The 16,389-nt window shown below is 73.0% G+C and carries 12 protein-coding genes; 4 read left to right on the forward strand and 8 right to left on the reverse strand.

Annotated features, from left to right (window positions below):
• Nucleotides 1–100: 100 nt before the first annotated feature.
• From ACSTA4_RS22175 to ACSTA4_RS22200, 6 genes are all read right to left on the reverse strand, one after another.
• A complete protein-coding gene (locus tag ACSTA4_RS22175; RefSeq protein ID WP_444960859.1) occupies nucleotides 101–1,204 on the reverse strand; it encodes a PP2C family protein-serine/threonine phosphatase in 1,104 nt (367 codons plus the stop codon).
• Nucleotides 1,205–1,861: 657 nt separating this feature from the next.
• Nucleotides 1,862–2,329 (reverse strand): ribose-5-phosphate isomerase, encoded by a 468-nt coding sequence (locus ACSTA4_RS22180; RefSeq protein WP_444960860.1) that lies wholly within the window; start codon nucleotides 2,327–2,329, stop codon nucleotides 1,862–1,864.
• Nucleotides 2,330–2,414: 85 nt separating this feature from the next.
• Complete coding sequence (locus ACSTA4_RS22185; RefSeq protein ID WP_165435955.1) at nucleotides 2,415–2,564, reverse strand: hypothetical protein; 150 nt, start codon at nucleotides 2,562–2,564, stop codon at nucleotides 2,415–2,417.
• Nucleotides 2,565–2,751: 187 nt separating this feature from the next.
• The gene (locus ACSTA4_RS22190; protein ID WP_444960861.1) at nucleotides 2,752–4,173 is read right to left on the reverse strand and encodes an aldehyde dehydrogenase family protein; all 1,422 of its coding nucleotides are present in this window, start codon (nucleotides 4,171–4,173) and stop codon (nucleotides 2,752–2,754) included.
• A gap of 123 nt (nucleotides 4,174–4,296) precedes the next feature.
• The gene (locus ACSTA4_RS22195) at nucleotides 4,297–4,452 is read right to left on the reverse strand and encodes a hypothetical protein (RefSeq protein WP_013154423.1); all 156 of its coding nucleotides are present in this window, start codon (nucleotides 4,450–4,452) and stop codon (nucleotides 4,297–4,299) included.
• 145 nt (nucleotides 4,453–4,597) lie between these two features.
• Nucleotides 4,598–5,233, reverse strand: a complete 636-nt coding sequence (locus tag ACSTA4_RS22200) for a mycothiol-dependent nitroreductase Rv2466c family protein (RefSeq protein WP_444960862.1) — start codon at nucleotides 5,231–5,233, stop codon at nucleotides 4,598–4,600.
• A 213-nt stretch (nucleotides 5,234–5,446) separates the two neighbouring features.
• Between ACSTA4_RS22200 and pepN the strand changes: the two genes are divergently transcribed.
• Nucleotides 5,447–7,990: an aminopeptidase N gene (pepN, locus tag ACSTA4_RS22205; RefSeq protein ID WP_444960863.1), complete on the forward strand. Its 2,544-nt coding sequence runs from the start codon at nucleotides 5,447–5,449 to the stop codon at nucleotides 7,988–7,990.
• A 186-nt stretch (nucleotides 7,991–8,176) separates the two neighbouring features.
• On the opposite strand, the gene malQ is transcribed toward pepN, so the two are convergent.
• Entirely contained in the window at nucleotides 8,177–10,210 is a 2,034-nt protein-coding gene (malQ, locus tag ACSTA4_RS22210; protein ID WP_444960864.1) for a 4-alpha-glucanotransferase, read from the reverse strand.
• A 195-nt stretch (nucleotides 10,211–10,405) separates the two neighbouring features.
• On the opposite strand from malQ, the gene ACSTA4_RS22215 reads away from it, so the two are divergent.
• The gene (locus tag ACSTA4_RS22215) at nucleotides 10,406–11,725 is read left to right on the forward strand and encodes an MFS transporter (protein WP_444960865.1); all 1,320 of its coding nucleotides are present in this window, start codon (nucleotides 10,406–10,408) and stop codon (nucleotides 11,723–11,725) included.
• 113 nt (nucleotides 11,726–11,838) lie between these two features.
• Here ACSTA4_RS22215 and ACSTA4_RS22220 read toward each other — a convergent pair whose 3' ends face one another.
• Nucleotides 11,839–13,278 (reverse strand): amidase, encoded by a 1,440-nt coding sequence (locus ACSTA4_RS22220; RefSeq protein ID WP_444960866.1) that lies wholly within the window; start codon nucleotides 13,276–13,278, stop codon nucleotides 11,839–11,841.
• 212 nt (nucleotides 13,279–13,490) lie between these two features.
• On the opposite strand from ACSTA4_RS22220, the gene ACSTA4_RS22225 reads away from it, so the two are divergent.
• Both ACSTA4_RS22225 and ilvD read left to right on the forward strand, forming a co-directional pair.
• Nucleotides 13,491–14,276: a nuclease-related domain-containing protein gene (locus ACSTA4_RS22225; RefSeq protein WP_444964243.1), complete on the forward strand. Its 786-nt coding sequence runs from the start codon at nucleotides 13,491–13,493 to the stop codon at nucleotides 14,274–14,276.
• Between the two features lie 243 nt (nucleotides 14,277–14,519).
• Nucleotides 14,520–16,382, forward strand: coding sequence for a dihydroxy-acid dehydratase (ilvD, locus tag ACSTA4_RS22230; protein ID WP_268742181.1), 1,863 nt, complete (start codon nucleotides 14,520–14,522; stop codon nucleotides 16,380–16,382).
• Nucleotides 16,383–16,389 lie beyond the last annotated feature (7 nt).

Below are 16,389 nucleotides of genomic sequence, written 5' to 3' on the forward strand. Positions count from 1 at the left end.
ACCGCCGTACGCGGGACGGGGAGCACCCCGACCCTACCCGTCGGAGCGGTCTAAGAGCACACCGGACGCCTCACCAGCGCGCCAGAAACCGCCCGACGGGTCAGTCCCGCCAGAGGACGACCAGGGCGCAGTCGTCGTTCTTGTCCCTGCTGAGAGTGTCCACGATCTCGTCCGCCCCGGTGGCGAAACCGCGCGGGACGAGCTGCTCGGCCGCGCCGAGGAGGCGGTCGATCCCGGCGTCGAGGTCCTCGCCCGGGGTCTCGATGAGGCCGTCGGTGCAGAGCATGATGGCGTCGCCGGGCCGGAGTCTGCCCTCGACGGAGGTGTAGGTCATCTCGGGGATGACGCCGAGGACCACGCCCTTGGCCTCGGTCGTGCTCCACAGCCCGCCGCCGCTGTCGTAGTGCAGCGCGGGCGGGTGTCCGGCGGAGGAGATCTGGTACTCGCCGGTGTCCAGGTCCACGCTCAGGTGCACGGCGGTGACGAAGCCCTCGCCACCGCTGTTACGCATGAGGTAGTCGTTGCAGTGGGCCAGGAAGTCGCGGGTGGGGACGGCCCCGATCAGTCCGCTGAAGGCGCCGGAGAGCAGCAGGGCACGGGTTCCGGCGTCCACGCCCTTGCCGGAGACGTCCACGACGGCCACGTCCAGCCGGTTCTCCCTGCGGATGGAGACGACGAAGTCGCCGCCGAAGGACGAGCCGCCCGCCTGGCGCAGGACGGCGGTGCGCCCCCAGCCCTCGGGCAGCCGGGGCAGCCTGCCCTGGCGGCGCAGGCGGTCGCGCAGGTCCAGCAGCATCATCTCGCCGCTGAGCCCCTGGACGCCGAGGCGCTCGCGCACCCCCGACAGCAGGTAGGACAGCACCGCGGTGACGCCGATGGTGACCAGCAGGCCGGGGCCCACCTGGCCGAAGTCGAGCATGAAGGCCACGAAGACCAGGACGGCGGCGACCACGGCCAGCAGGAAGGCCAGGCTCTTGCGCTTGAGGAGGAGGCCGCCCGCGAGGACGGTGAGGATGGTGGAACTGGGCGGGAACCAGCCGGTGGGACCCCACACGGCGCCGACGCCGATGCCGACGGCCAGGGCGACGAGGGTGATCAGGACGAGCCGGTAACGGAACAGCACCTTGCGCCGGAGCACCGCGACGAGCCGCTGCGCGGTGGAGCGCAGTAGCCGGGTGGTCTTGGCGGTCGGTGTGGGCTTCATGTGTCCCCTGTGTTGCACACCCGCTCACCAGCGGGGGTTCGGTTCTCGGACGGCACGGTCGGGATGGGCGCGGGGGCCGCGTCGCCGCCGGGGGCCGGCGTACGGGGCTGTGTGGGGCACGCCCTGGCCGTGGTGGTCGGAGGTGCCGACCGGAGGGCACCGCCGCGTCGCGGGCAGCGAGGCCCGCAACTGTGCACGAACTGTAGCGCGGGGGGTGTCGCCGTGGCACGTGCAACCAGCAGTGTTCTCCACCCAAACCGAGGATTTGGGTTCAGCCGATAACCGAGCGTGTGGATTCGGGCATCGTTCCGGCGTCCGAAAACCGTTCCGTAAGCCGGGGTGTTCATCCCTCTCGGACGCTCCCGCGCGGTCGGGCTCCCCGCCGCCGGTCGGGTCCGCGCCCCGTCGGCGCGGTCCGCTTCCAGGTTCCCACGGTGCCGCGGCGCGGACCAGGGACTCTCGTCCCCGGCCCGCGCCGGATGTCGCTCAGCGCGTACGGACGCACCCGCGCGCGTCCTCGAAGGGCGCCCGGACAGGGAAGTGCCGCGCGTGGCGTCCGTCGAGGGCGGCGGCCCGCCCCGGCGCGGAGCGCCCCCGGCGGTCGGCGGCGGGCGACGGGCGGGCCGGAGCGAAGCGGAGGTCCCGGGCGTGCACCGCTCAGGGGAGCGGGGGGAGCTCGCCGGTCTCCTCGTAGGCCGTCAGCATCGCGATGCGGCGGGTGTGCCGTTCCTCGTCGCTGTACGGGGTGCTCAGGAAGACCTCCACGAACCGGGTGGCCTCCTGTGCGGAGTGCATCCTGGCGCCGAGGCTGAGCACGTTCGCGTCGTTGTGCTCACGCGCCAGGCGGGCGGTGTCCTCGCTCCAGGCCAGGGCCGCGCGCACGCCCCTGACCTTGTTCGCGGCGATCTGCTCGCCGTTGCCGGAGCCGCCGATGACGACGCCCAGGGAGCCCTTGTCGGAGGCGGCCCCCTCGGCCGCGCGCAGCACGAAGGGCGGGTAGTCGTCAGCGGCGTCGTAGGCGGCGGGCCCGGCGTCGACGACGTCGTGGCCCTGCTCCCTCAGCCAGGAGACGAGGTGTTCTTTGAGCTCGTAGCCCGCATGATCTGATCCAAGGTAAACACGCACGGGTCCAGTCTGGCAGGTCACGGCGGTGACAAGCGCAGCGCCCCGCTCGCCGGGGCGAGGCGGGGCGCGGTGGTACTCGTGTCCCTCAGATGGAGCCGGAGGCCGCAGCGGCGACGCTCAGCCCGAGAACAGCGAAGAGGGCCATCGAGCCGATGGCGATCACGTTGTAGATGACGATCGCCTTGAGGTCCTTGCCGAGAGGACCTGCCTTGGAGACCGCGGGCTTCTTGCTCAACTTCCACCTCGTTAGGGTTCGACCAGGGATATCCCGTCGGAAATTTTTCCACACCACACAACGTGGTTCTCACCGGGGCCGATTCCGCGCGAGGAGCCGCGGGGGCCGTGAGTCCGCGCACACCCGTCGGCGGGTGCGTGCCAACGGTTCGCGCGCCGGGCCCCGCGGGCCCGGCGCGCGTGCGGCGTCACAGTTGGACGGCCTTGACCTCGCAGAACTCCTCCAGGCCGTGGGCGCCCCACTCGCGCCCGTTGCCGGAGCGCTTGTAGCCGCCGAAGGGGGCGCGGGGGTTGAGGGCGCCGCCGTTGACCTCCACCTGTCCGGCCCGCAGGCGCCGGGCCACGGCCAGGCCGCGCTCGGGGTCGCCGGACCACACCGCGGCGTTGAGCCCGTACACGGTGTCGTTGGCGATGGCGACCGCCTCCTCCTCCGTGTCGTAGGGGATCAGGACCAGCACGGGGCCGAAGATCTCCTCTCGGGCGATGCGCATGTCGTTGCTGACGTCGGCGAAGACCGTGGGGCTGACGTAGTAGCCGTTCGGGCGGCCCTCGACCGGTTCGGGGCCGCCGGTGACCAGGCGGGCGCCCTCCTCCACTCCGAGCGCGAGGTAGGAGCGGACCCGCTCCAGCTGGTCGGCGGAGACCAGCGGGCCCATGCGGGTGGCCTCGTCCGCGGGGTCGCCGGGCGCGTACTTGGCCGCGGACTCGGCGGCCAGGGCGACGGCCTCCTCGTAGGAGTCGCGGTGCACGAGCATGCGGGTGAGCGCGTTGCAGCTCTGCCCGGTGTTGCGCATGACGTCGGCGACGCCGCGCTTGACCGCCTTGACCAGGTCGGCGTCGGGAAGGATGACGTTGGGCGACTTGCCGCCCAGCTCCAGGGCGACCTTCTTGACCGTCTCCGCGGCGACCTGGCTGACCCGGGTCCCGGCGCGCGTGGAGCCGGTGAAGGACACCATGTCCACGCGGGGGTGGGCGGCGATGGCCTCTCCGACGACCGGGCCGGTGCCCGACACCAGGTTGAACACGCCCGCGGGCAGGCCCGCCTCGTGGAACACCTCGGTGAGGGCGTAGGCGCTGAGCGGGGCGACCTCGCTGGGCTTGAGGACGACGGTGTTGCCCGCCAGGAGGGCGGGGACGACCTTGAGCACGATCTGGTGGAGCGGGTAGTTCCACGGGGTGATGGCGCCGACCACGCCGACGGGCTCACGCACGATGAGCGAGTTGCCCACCCGCTCACCGCCGAAGTAGCGCTCGCCGGTCTCCTCGACCAGGTCGATGTAGGTCCGGAACATGAGGGCGGGCAGGCCGGCCTGGACCTTGCGGGCGAACACCGCGGGAGCGCCCATGTCCCGGGTGAGCTCCGCGGCGATGTCGTCGACGCGGGCGTTGAACAGTTCCAGGGCCTTGGTCAGGTGGGTGACGCGCTGCCCGGGCGCGAGCGCGGACCAGGCGGGCAGGGCGGCCGCCGCCGCCGCGACCGCGGCGTCGACGTCCTCGGCGGCCCCGGCCGGAACGGTGTCGATGACCTGCTCGGTCGCCGGGTTGACCACGTCCAGTGCCTCACTGGAGGCGGAGTCGCGCCAGGCGCCGTCGATGTAGAGGGATCGCATGGCCCCACTGTCGCAGAACGCGATTCGGGTTGGCCAGCCCGGGACGCGGGGCCGGTGCTTTCCCCGATGCCGGGGGTTTCGCGCCGCCCCCCGCGGAGGGCGGCGGACCGGTGTCCCGCCGGATCAGTCCCAGTGCGGGGGGCGCTCCGCGAGGAGGCGCGCGGTGGAGTCGTCGTCGGAGTCGCCCCAGCCGGGGCCCCTCTCGTCTCCGGTGGTGTCGGGCAGGATGTCGAGGTCGTCGAGGAAGTCGACCCTGCGCTCGTCGTCGGGTCCGGACACGGTCCCCCGCCCCCTTCGCGTTCGTGGCGGCGGGCCCCTGCCCGCCGCCGGTGTTCGCCTCCAGTGTGCACCCGTCCGGGCGCACCGCGGCCGTCCGCCCCGCCGGGCCGGGGCGCGCGCCCCGGCCCGGCCCGGCGGTCGCGGGTCAGTCGAAGACGGGTTCCCGGGTGCGGGTCCGCTTGAGTTCGAAGAACCCGTCGGTCCCGGCGACCAGGAGCACGCCGTCCCAGAGCCTGCCGGCCGCCTCGCCGCGCGGGATCGGCGTGACGACCGGTCCGAAGAAGGCGGTGTCGGCGACCCGGACCACGGGGGTGCCCACGTCCTCGCCGACCAGCTTCATCGCCTCGGCGTGCGAGGCGCGCAGGGCCTCGTCGTAGTCGGTGGACGCGCCCGCCTCGGCCAGGTCCTCGGGCAGTCCGGCCTCGGCCAGCGCGGCGCGGATCGTGTCCGTGGTGCGCGGTTCGCCGCCGTTGTGGAAGCGGGTGCCCAGGGCCGTGTAGAGGCCGCCCAGGACCTCGGGGCCGAAGCGCTGTTCGGCTGCGACGCACACCCGCACCGCCTCCCAGGACCTGTCGATGCTCTCGCGGTAGTCCTCGGGCAGGTCGCGGCCCTCGTTGAGCACGCCCAGGCTCATCACGTGCCAGCGCACGCGGACCGGCCGGACCTTCTCCACCTCGACGAGCCAGCGCGAGGTGATCCAGGCCCACGGGCACGCGGGGTCGAACCACATGTCCGCCTGGACGGTCTCCTGCCCGTCGCCGGGGTCTGGGGTCTGCGTCATCGCTGCTCCTCGGATCGGGAAAAGGTGTGCACACTTCGGGTCGTAGGAGTGCAACCCCGGCTATCGGTTGCGCATTCCGTGCCCGCGCGTGGCAGGATCGGGGCGAGTGGAAGACGACCCCCGGCCCCGACGACGCTCCACCCCAGGCGGCGGACTCGCCGTGGTCGGCAAAGATCCGGCCGGCGGGGACGGCGGCCGTGGAGGGAGCGTGGCGTGGCAGGGAACCTGACACGGGACGAGGCTCGTGAGCGGGCGCGGATTCTCAGCGTCGACTCCTACGCCGTGGAGCTGGACCTGACCACCGGTGCCGAGACCTTCAGGTCCACCACCGTGATCCGGTTCTCCAGCTCGGAGCCCGGGGCGCAGACGTTCGTCGAGCTGGCCGCCCCCGCGATCCGCACGGCGACGCTGAACGGAACCGAACTGGACGCGGCCGGGCTGTTCGACGGCGAGCGCCTCGTCCTTCCCGAGGTGGCCGCGGACAACGAGCTGACGGTCGTCGCCGACGCCGCGTACATGCGCACCGGAGAGGGCCTGCACCGGTTCGTGGACCCGGTCGACGACTCGGTGTACCTGTACACCCAGTTCGAGACGGCCGACGCGCACCGCATGTTCGCGTGCTTCGACCAGCCCGACCTCAAGGCCACCTTCGAGCTGACGGTGTTCGCTCCCCCCTCGTGGGAGGTCGTGTCCAACAGCGCGCCCGACGTGGAGCGCGAGGCCGCGGGCGAGGAGCGGGTGCGCTGGCACTTCCCGGCCACGCCGGTGATGTCCACCTACATCACCGCGCTGATCGCGGGCCCGTACCACGTGGTGCGCGACGAGCACGACGGCATCCCGCTGGGCCTGTACTGCCGCGCCTCGCTGGCCGAGCACCTGGACTCCGACGCCCTGTTCGAGGTCACCAAGCAGGGCTTCGACTTCTTCCACGGCCTGTTCGACCTGCGCTACCCGTTCGGCAAGTACGACCAGCTGTTCGTGCCCGAGTTCAACGCGGGCGCCATGGAGAACGCGGGCGCGGTCACGTTCCTGGAGGACTACGTCTTCCGTTCGAGGGTCACCGACGCCCGCTACGAGCGCCGCGCCGAGACGATCCTGCACGAGATGGCGCACATGTGGTTCGGCGACCTGGTCACCATGCGCTGGTGGGACGACCTGTGGCTGAACGAGTCGTTCGCGACCTACGCCAGCGTGTACTGCCAGGCCAACGCCACCAAGTGGACCGACGCCTGGACGACGTTCGCGAACGTGGAGAAGAGCTGGGCGCTGCGCCAGGACCAGCTGCCCTCCACCCACCCGGTCGCCGCCGACATGGTCGACATCCAGGCGGTCGAGGTCAACTTCGACGGCATCACCTACGCCAAGGGCGCCTCGGTGCTCAAGCAGCTCGCGGCGTACGTGGGCGTGGACGCGTTCTTCGCGGGCGTGCGCGCCTACTTCAAGGAGAACGCGTTCGGCAACACCGAGCTGCGGGACCTGCTCAAGCACCTGGAGGCCGCCTCGGGCCGCGACCTGTCGGGCTGGTCGCGCGACTGGCTGGAGACCACGGGCGTCAACACGATGCGCCCGGAGTTCGAGGTGGACGCCGAGGGCCGCTTCACCTCGTTCACCGTGCTCCAGGAGGCCCCGGCCGACCACCCGACGCTGCGCTCGCACCGCCTGGCGATCGGTCTGTACGACCGCACCGACGAGGGCGTCGTGCGCCGCGAGCGCGTGGAACTGGACGTGCGCGGCGAGCGCACCGAGGTGCCGGAGCTGGTCGGCAGAGCCCGGCCGGACCTGGTGCTGATCAACGACGACGACCTGACCTTCACCAAGGTCCGCCTGGACGAGCGCTCCCTGCGCACCGTGGTGGAGGGCGTCGGCGAGATCCGCGAGTCCCTGCCCCGCGCGCTGGCCTTCGGCGCCGCCTGGGACATGACCCGCGACGGCGAGATGGCCGCCCGCGACTACGTCTCCCTGGTCATCTCCGGGATCAGCGGTGTGGACGACGTCATGGTCGCCCAGACCCTGCTGCGCCAGGCCAACTCGGCCCTGCACATGTACGCCGACCCGGCGTGGCGCCCGTTCGGCTTCGAGCAGCTCTCCGAGCGGCTGCGCGAGCTGCTGACCGCGGCCGAGCCGGGCGGCGACCTGCAGCTGGCCTACGCCAACGCGCTGGCCGCCTCGGCGGTGAGCGACGCCCACCTGTCCCTGGTCCAGGGCCTGCTGGACGGCGCGATCACCGTGGACGGGCTGGTCGTGGACACCGACCTGCGGTGGACGCTGCTGCGCCGCCTGGTCGCGACGGGCAAGGCCGGGGAGGCGGAGATCGCCGCCGAGCTGGAGCGCGACGCCACGGCGGCCGGGCAGCGCAACGCCGCCGGGGCCCGCGCCGCGATCCCCACCGCCGAGGCCAAGGCCGCGGCGTGGGAGCGGATCGTGGGCGAGGAGCTGGCCAACGCCGAGTTCCGCGCGGTCCTGCTGGGCTTCACCGAGCCGGGCCAGGCCGAGCTGTACCGGCCGTACGTGGAGAGGTACTTCGCGCAGCTGGGCCCGGCCTGGGAGAAGTGGACGGGCGAGTTCGCGCAGACCTTCGCCGAGGTGGTGTACCCGAGCGGCCTGGTGGAGGAGGCGACCCTGGAGCGCACGGACGCCTACATCGCCGAGTCCGACCCGGCCCCGGCGCTGCGCCGCCTGCTGGTCGAGGGCCGCGCGGGAGTGGAGCGGGCCCTGCGCGCCCGGGCCACCGACATCGCCGCGGGCGAGCGTCAGTAGTAGAACTCAAGGACCGCGCGCCCGCTCCGCCGTCGCAGGCGGGGCGGGCGCGCGCGTGCGCCGGGCCCCGCCGCGCGCCGTGACCCCGGGGCCGTCCCCGGGCCGACCCCGGGATTCGAGCACGGCGCGGGCTCGGACGCGGGCCGGGCCCCTCGCGTCGCACCGGCGACGGTTCCGGCCGGCCCGCTAGGGGGTGTGGTCCCGCCGGCCGACCGGCCCGAGGGTGCGGCGGATGCGCGCCACCATGCGCGGGTCGGCGAGCAGTTCGTCCACCAGGACCGGCTCGCCCTCGCCGCTGGTGAGCGGGATGCGCCAGTTCGGGTACTCGTCGCTGGTGCCGGGTTGGTTCTGCATGCGCCGCTCCCCCACCACGTCGGTGAGCGCGACCCCGATCATGCGGGCGGGGGTGGCCACCAGGTAGGCGTGCATGGCCGCCACCACGGCGGCCGGGTCGGCCACCGGGTCCACGTCGTCGTCGAGCAGGCCCAGCTCCACCAGGAGCTCGCGCCAGCGCTCCACCCGCGACTCGGCGTCGGCGCGCTCCTCCTCCACGGGGCGGCCGAGCAGTCCCAGCCGGTCGCGCAGCTCCACGTGCTCGGTGGACAGGAACGACGCCACCGGCGGCAGGTCGTGGGTGGCCACCGTGGCCAGACAGTCGGCGCGCCACTCCCCCGGCGGGCGAGGGCGGCCGTCGGCGTCCTGCTCGAACCACAGCACGGAGGTGCCCAGGACCCCGCGGTCGGCGAGGTGTTCGCGCACCCACGGCTCCACGGTGCCCAGGTCCTCCCCGACCACGACGGCGTCCGCCCGGTGGGCGGCCAGGGCGAGCGTGCCCACCATGCCCTCGTGGTCGAACCTGACGTAGGCGCCCTCGGCCGCGGAGGCGCCCTCGGGCACGCACCAGAGCCGGAACATGCCCATGACGTGGTCGATGCGGACCCCGCCCGCGTAGCGGAACGCCTGGGCCAGGATCTGGCGGAACGGTTCGTAGCCGCGTCCGGCCAGGCGCCGGGGGTGCCAGGGCGGCTGGCCCCAGTCCTGCCCCTGCCGGTTGAACTCGTCCGGGGGCGCCCCCACGTGCAGGCCGGGCACGAGCGCGTCCCCGTACATCCACGCGTCCGCGCCGCCCGCCTGCACCCCGATGGCCAGGTCGTGCACGACGCCGACGGCCATCCCGCCGGTCTCGGCGGTGGTCTGCGCCTGGGAGAGCTGCTCGTCGAGGATCCACTGGAGCCAGCGGTGGAACTCCACGGCGGGCCACCGGCGCAAGGCCTCCTCCCCGACCTCGCGGCCGTGGACCCCGCGCAGCCCCTGCGGCCAGGTCCGGTAGTCGGTGCCGTGCCGCTCGGCCAGGGCCGACCAGGTGGCGAACTCGATCAGCGGTCGGCCCTCGCGTTCGAGGTAGGCGCGCAGGGACGCCTCGCGGCCGGGAGCGCGGGGAGCCTCGAAGAGCACCTCCAGGGCGGCGCGCTTGGCCCTCCACACGGAGTCGCGGTCGAGGAGGTCGGCGGTGCGGCCCCGTTCGCGCAGCGGCCGGGCCAGGCGCTGGATGCCCTCGCGCTGGGCGGGGTCGAGCCGGGCGTACTCGGGCACGTCCTCGATGCGGATGTAGAGGGGGCTGGCGTAGCGGCGGCTGACCGGCAGGTAGGGCGAGGGCTCCACCGGGGGCAGCGGCTCGGTGGCGTGCACCGGGTTGATCAGGGCGAAGTCGGCGCCCAGGTCGCGCGCGCTCCAGTCGGCCAGCTCGGCGAGGTCGCGCAGGTCGCCGGTGCCCCAGGAGGCGCGGGAGCGCACGCTGTAGACCTGCGCCATGATGCCCCACAGGCGCGGGTGGTCCCTGAGCGCGCTGGGTTCGATGCGGTCGGGGGCCACGAGCAGGGGCGCGGTGTGCTCGGCGGCGCCGTCGGTGACGCGCAGGGTGTGCACGCCCAGCGGCAGTCCGGGGCCGAAGGGCAGCAGGGAGCCGCCGGAGGTCTCGACGACGCTGTGCGACCCCTCGGGAAGCACGAGGTCGGGCGCCTTGCCCTCGCGGACGACCACCGCGGGCGGCAGCGGGTCCGGCGCCGCCCCTGCGTCCGGGGCCGCCGGGTCCACGCCCAGGGCCGCCAGGACATGGCGGATGGTGTCGGGACTGACCGGGACCCTGCGCCCCCGCCAGTCCTCGTAGGTCGTCGCGACTCCGTGCTGCTCTGCCAACCGCGCCAGCTGAACGTCCCTCACAGAATCCGATCATGCCCTACCAGGGGCTCCGTACACCGGAGGCCGTTCCGGCGTGGGACCAGAACGTGTCCCGGATGCGGGCCGATAACGGCTCCCCGCGCGGCGCGTCCGGACTGTCCAGCACGTACAAACGGGCGCTCTGCACAGGCCGTCAAATCGATCGCCCCGTGTCCTCGACATCTGCATAATCGGGGTGTGCTCGCGAACTACCGACGGCTCTTCGCCGTCCCCCACGTGCTTCCCCTGCTGGCCTGGTCCCTGGCCGCGCGCTTCTACATGCCGGGGCTGATGATCGCGGTCACCTTCCTGGTGGAGGGGTGGACCGGCTCCTACACCCTGGCCGGGCTGGTCGCGGGCGCCTTCACCCTGGGCATCGCGCTGGTGGGACCGCTGCGCGGGCGGATGGCCGACCGGGGCGGAACCGACCGGCTGGTGCTGGTGTGCGGCGTGGTGTTCAGCGCGGGGCTGCTGGGCCTGGTCCTGCTGCCCGAGCGGCTGTGGTGGCTCTCGCTTCCGCTGGCGCTGGGCACCGGGCTGTTCGGCTCCCCTGCCAACCAGATCGTGCGGGCGCTGTGGCCGCGGCTGACGCGCGGCCCCGAACGGCAGGCGATCTACGCGGCCGAGGCGACCACGCAGGAGCTGCTCTTCGTCTTCTCCCCGATCATGACCGCGGGCGTGGTGGCCTTCGCCGGTGCCCGCTGGGCGCTGGTGCTGCTGTCGGTGGTGGCGCTGCTCGGCTCGGTCGGGTTCGCGCTCGGGCTGCGCCGGGCCGGGGTGACCGGTCCCGCGCCGACCGGGGAGGGAGCCGGTGAGGAGCCGCCCGGTCCGCGCCGGAGTCTGCTGCGCAGCCCGGCGCTGGTGGCGCTGTTCCTCATGTGCCTGCTGATGGTCAGCGGGATCATGGGCGTGGACCTGGTGATCGTGGCGTGGGCCAACGAGCTCGGCGCCCCGCAGTACGTGATGGTGCTGGCGTCGGTGTGGGCGCTGGGGTCGCTGGTGGGCGGGGCCATCGCGGGCGCGCTGCGCGGCCGCCCCCACCTGGTGCGCCGCTGCTTCGGCTCGGCGCTGGGCGTGGCGGTGCTGGTGCCGTTCGTGCCGCCGATCGCGCAGCTGCCGACTCCGCTGCTGGTCACACCGCTGCTGTTCCTGTCCGGTATGGCGTTGGCGCCGACCCTGGCCGCGGTCATGGGCCGTCTGGGCGACCTGGCCCCCGCGCGGCGGCGGGCCGAGGCCTTCGGGTGGATGTCCACGGCGCTGGGTGTGGGCGGGGCGGTGGCCGGTCCGCTGTCCGGCGGCCTGATCGACCTCATGGGTATCGCGGGCGGTGTGCTGGGCGCGGCGGTGCTGGTGCTGGTGTCGGCGCTGCTGAGCCTGTTCGTGCCCGAGCCGCCTCCCGAGGCCGTCGAGGAGGCGGACGGCCTCGTCCCGGAGGAGGTCGGGGGGAGCGTGCTGGAGGCCCCGCCGGTGCACGGTGCCGCGGCGGGCGCCGAGGCCGCGTCCGACGACCCCCGCTGAGGCGCGGGCCGCCGGAGCGCGCGCTCCGCACCGGCCCCCGCCAGCGGTGCCGCCGTCAGCGCCGGTGAGGGAACCACCGGGTGGGCGGTCCCGGCCGCCGCACCGGCGTCCGGTCAGCCGGTGCGCAGCGGCGGGACGCGGTGGGCCCAGGGGCGCGCGCGTTCGAGCTGCGCCGACAGCGACAGCAGGGTGCCCTCGCCGCCCATGCGGCCGGTGAGCATGACGCCGATCGGCAGCCCCTCGGGCGACCAGTGCAGGGGGATGCTGACCGAGGGCTGTCCCGAGACGTTGTAGACCGAGGTGAACGGCGCGAACGCGGTCATCCGGCGGAACTCCTCCTCGGGTCCGTCGCCGGTGAAGTGCCCCAGCGGGACCGGGGGCGTGGCCAGCACGGGCGAGAGCACCGCGTCGAGGTGTCCGGTCGCGGCGACGAGGGAGCGGACGCCGCGCTGGAGGCGGGCGCAGGCGGCGATGTAGTCGGGCACGGGCGTGGCGCGGGCCCGCTCGCGCAGCCACTGGTTGAGGGGGCTCAGCTCGGCCTCGCGGGCGGGGTCGACCGGTGTGGCCGAGGCCATCGCCGCCCAGACCACCCCGAAGTCCGCCATGAAGGATCCGCCGAAGTGGGCGTCCCCTGGGGCGGGGACCTCCTCCACCTCGTGTCCCAGGTCGGTCAGGAGGCGGACGGCCTCCTCGTGGGCGGCCAGCACGTGGGGGTGCACGGGGATCCGGGCGGAGCCGGTGGTGGTGTGGCAGCCGATGCGCAGGCGTCCGGGTTCGCGGCCCACGTGGTCGGCGAAGGACTCGCCGGACGGCAGGGGCGGGGCGGTGAAGTGGTCGCCCGGCCCGGAGAAGGCCATGGCGTCCAGCAGGAGGGCGGCGTCCCGGACGCCCCGGGTGAGGGGCCCGGCGGTGGACAGGCCGGCCAGGTCGGGCTTGAGGGGTGCGCCGGAGATCCGGCCGCGGGTGGGCTTGAGGCCGAAGAGCCCGCACGCGCTGGCGGGGATGCGGATCGAGCCGCCGCCGTCGCTGCCCTGGGCGACGGGGGCGAGTCCGGCGGCGACGGCCGCCGCGGCGCCTCCGCTGGAGCCGCCCGGGGACAGGTCGGTGTTCCAGGGGTTGCGGGAGGGCGGGGCGACGGCGTTCTCGGTGTAGCAGCTCGACCCGAACTCGGGGGTGTTGGTCTTTCCCGGCAGGACCGCGCCCGCGGCGCGCAGCCGGGCGACCATGCCGGAGTCGGTCGGGGCGACGGCGTCGCGGAAGACCGGTGAGCCGTGGGTGACGCGGACCCCGGCCACCGGGTCGAGGTCCTTGACGGGCACGGGGAGCCCGAGGAGCGGCGGCAGGGCCTCTGGCGTGTCGGCCATCACCCGGTTCTGCGCGTAACGGGCTTGTTCGAGCGCCTTTTCCGGGGTGACCGTAATGTACGCACCGACGAGGTGGTCATACCTCTCGGTGCGGTCCAGGAAGTGCTCAGTGATCTCAGTAGGCGACAGCTCACGACTGCGGACCATCGCGAGGAGCCGATGGGCCGGAAGGTCATGGATCTGGGTCATGGCGAGTCAGGTTAGCGGGCACACCGCAGGGCACCACCGTGAGGAGGACTCGACTTCTCCAGAGAGACTGACCGAAGGGTAAGCATTCCCTGTCCTGAGGCGGCCGACACGCTTGGGCGCCCAGGAACGGGGTTAGAAAAGTGTGAGAAGTAATGCACTAGGACTCGGATATGGATCGAACTAACCTGTCCGACGTGAAATCGGCTACCAGAGTGAACGGCTCCACTCCATCGTCCGGGGGATCGGACCCCGAAAGGCCCGAATCCCTCTTTTTCCCCAACCAGAGAAAGAAGAAGGACACCTCGGGCGGCAAGGCGGTCTACGGCGCCCTGCGTTCCAACCGCTCCGTCCGCAGGTGGGTGGTACGCGGCGGCGGTGCCGCCGCGGTGGCCGTCCTGGTCGGCCTGCTCACCTCCGACTGGCGGACCGGCGTCACCTTCGGCGTCCTCACCCTGGCCGGGATCATGGTGTACTCCTCCCGGCGCGAGTCGGAGATCCCACGCTGGCGCAAGCCCTCGGCGGCCCAGCGCAAGACCGAGGCGCAGCTCAAGGTGATGAAGCAGCTCGGCTACCGCGTCCTGCACGCGCGCGCGGTGCCCGGCGGCAACGGCCAGATCGACCACTTCATCGTGGGACGGCGGGGCGCGTTCGCCATCGACTCCGAGTCGTGGGACAAGCGGCTGCCGCTGCGCAACAAGCTGGAGAAGCTCTACCACGGGCGGTTCAGCAAGAACGAGCGCATCGACGAGGCCTTGGAGGAGGCCAAGCGGGCGCAGGACCTGATCAGCTCCGAACTGGGGCGCGAGATCAAGGTGCGCGCGTCGCTGGCCATCTACGGCCCCGGCATGCCCTGGGACAGCCACCGGCTGCGGGGCGTGGACATCATCACCGGCACCAAGGTCCGCAAGTGGCTGCGCAGCGGCCGGGACCGCCTGACCGAGAAGGAGATCGAGGAGATCTACCAGGCCGCGATGAAGGCCCTGCCGCCCAGGTACTGAGACGCCCCCACCCCCCTGACACCACCCCGGCCCGGGACGGACCACAGCGCCGTGGCACCCGGGCCCTTCCCGTGTCCAGGGGCTTCCCGCTCCCCCCGCCCCGTCCGCGGCCCGGCCCCCGGACGGCCGCCCCACCACCGGCGTCTCACGATCCGGATGGCCTGTCTTCCACTCCGAGACCAGAGCGGTGCGACGAAGGACTACCATCGAGGGGAAACACCCGTAACGATGGGAGCCCACCCCATGCCAGCCCTACGCTCACGCACCGTCACCCACGGCAGGAACATGGCCGGCGCGCGCGCCCTCATGCGCGCCACCGGTGTAGAGCGCGAGGACTTCGGCAAGCCCATCGTGGCCGTGGCCAACAGCTTCACCGAGTTCGTCCCGGGCCACGTCCACCTGCGCGAGGTGGCCGAGGTCGTCGCGAACGCCGTCCGCGAGGCGGGCGGCGTCCCCCGCGAGTTCAACTCCATCGCCGTGGACGACGGCATCGCCATGGGCCACGGCGGCATGCTCTACTCCCTGCCCAGCCGCGAGCTGATCGCCGACTCGGTCGAGTACATGGTCAACGCGCACTGCGCCGACGCCCTGGTGTGCGTGTCCAACTGCGACAAGATCACCCCGGGCATGCTGCTGGCCGCGCTGCGCCTGAACATCCCCACGGTGTTCGTCTCCGGCGGCCCCATGGAGGCGGGCAAGGTCACGGTGGTCGACGGCACCGCCACCACCGTGCGCAAGCTGGACCTGATCAACCCCATGATCGCCGCCGCCGACGAGAGCGTCTCCCAGGCCGAGCTGGACGAGATGGAGGAGGCCGCCTGCCCGACCTGCGGCTCCTGCTCGGGCATGTTCACCGCCAACTCGATGAACTGCCTCACCGAGGCGATCGGCCTGGCCCTGCCCGGCAACGGCACCGTGCTGGCCACCCACACCGCCCGCCGCGCCCTGTACGAGGACGCCGGACGCCTGGTCGTGGAGGCCGCCAAGCGCTACTACGAGGACGACGACTCCTCCGTCCTGCCGCTGTCCATCGCCACCCCCGAGGCCTTCGGCAACGCCATGGCCCTGGACGTGGCCATGGGCGGCTCCACCAACACGATCCTGCACCTGCTGGCCGCGGCCACCGAGGCGGGCGTCGGCTTCGGTCTGCCCGAGATCGACGCGGTCTCGCGCCGGGTGCCGTGCCTGTGCAAGGTCGCGCCGAACACCGAGAAGTACCACATCGAGGACGTGCACCGGGCGGGCGGCATCCCCTCCATCCTGGGCGAGCTGGCCCGAGGCGGCCTGCTGGACACCTCCCTGCCCACGGTGCACGGCAAGACGGTCGGCGAGTTCATCGCCGAGTGGGACATCGTCTCCGACACCGTCTCGCCCGAGGCCGTGGAGCTGTTCCACGCGGCCCCCGGCGGCAAGCGCACCACGAAGGCCTACTCGCAGGACACCCGCTGGGACACCCTGGACACCGACCGGGAGAAGGGCTGCATCCGCTCCGTCGAGCACGCCTACACCAAGGACGGCGGCCTGGCGGTGCTGTTCGGCAACCTCGCCCCGGACGGCGCGATCGTCAAGACCGCGGGTGTGGAGGAGGAGCTGTGGACCTTCTCCGGACCGGCCAAGGTGTTCGAGTCCCAGGAGGACGCCGTGGACGGCATCCTCAACAAGCGGATCGAGCCCGGTGACGTGGTGGTCATCCGCTACGAGGGCCCCAAGGGCGGCCCGGGCATGCAGGAGATGCTGTACCCGACGAGCTTCCTCAAGGGCCGCGGCCTGGGCAAGGCCTGCGCCCTCATCACCGACGGCCGCTTCTCCGGCGGCACGTCGGGGCTGTCCATCGGCCACGCCTCCCCCGAGGCCGCCGCGGGCGGTGACATCGCGCTGGTGGAGGACGGCGACGTCATCAGCATCGACATCCCCAACCGGGGCATCGTGCTGGAGGTCTCCGCGGAGGAGCTCGACGCGCGCCGCGAGCGCCTGCTCAAGGAGCTGGGGCGCTTCAGGCCGCGCGACCGCCAGCGGCCGGTGACCGCGGCGCTGCGCGCCTACGCGGCCATGGCGACCTCGGCCTCGACCGGCGCCGCGCGCGACGTGTCCCAGGTCGAGAGGTAGGCGGGTC

Source organism: Nocardiopsis sp. M1B1 (genome assembly GCF_052466615.1).

What these genes read in the sequence shown, in the direction of transcription:
- ACSTA4_RS22175 (WP_444960859.1), bottom strand. Translation starts at nt 1,204, where the DNA reads ATGAAGCCCACACCGACCGCCAAGACCACCCGGCTACTGCGCTCCACC.
- ACSTA4_RS22190 (WP_444960861.1), bottom strand. Translation starts at nt 4,173, where the DNA reads ATGCGATCCCTCTACATCGACGGCGCCTGGCGCGACTCCGCCTCCAGT.
- ACSTA4_RS22200 (WP_444960862.1), bottom strand. Translation starts at nt 5,233, where the DNA reads ATGACGCAGACCCCAGACCCCGGCGACGGGCAGGAGACCGTCCAGGCG.
- ACSTA4_RS22220 (WP_444960866.1), bottom strand. Translation starts at nt 13,278, where the DNA reads ATGACCCAGATCCATGACCTTCCGGCCCATCGGCTCCTCGCGATGGTC.
- ilvD (WP_268742181.1), top strand. Translation starts at nt 14,520, where the DNA reads ATGCCAGCCCTACGCTCACGCACCGTCACCCACGGCAGGAACATGGCC.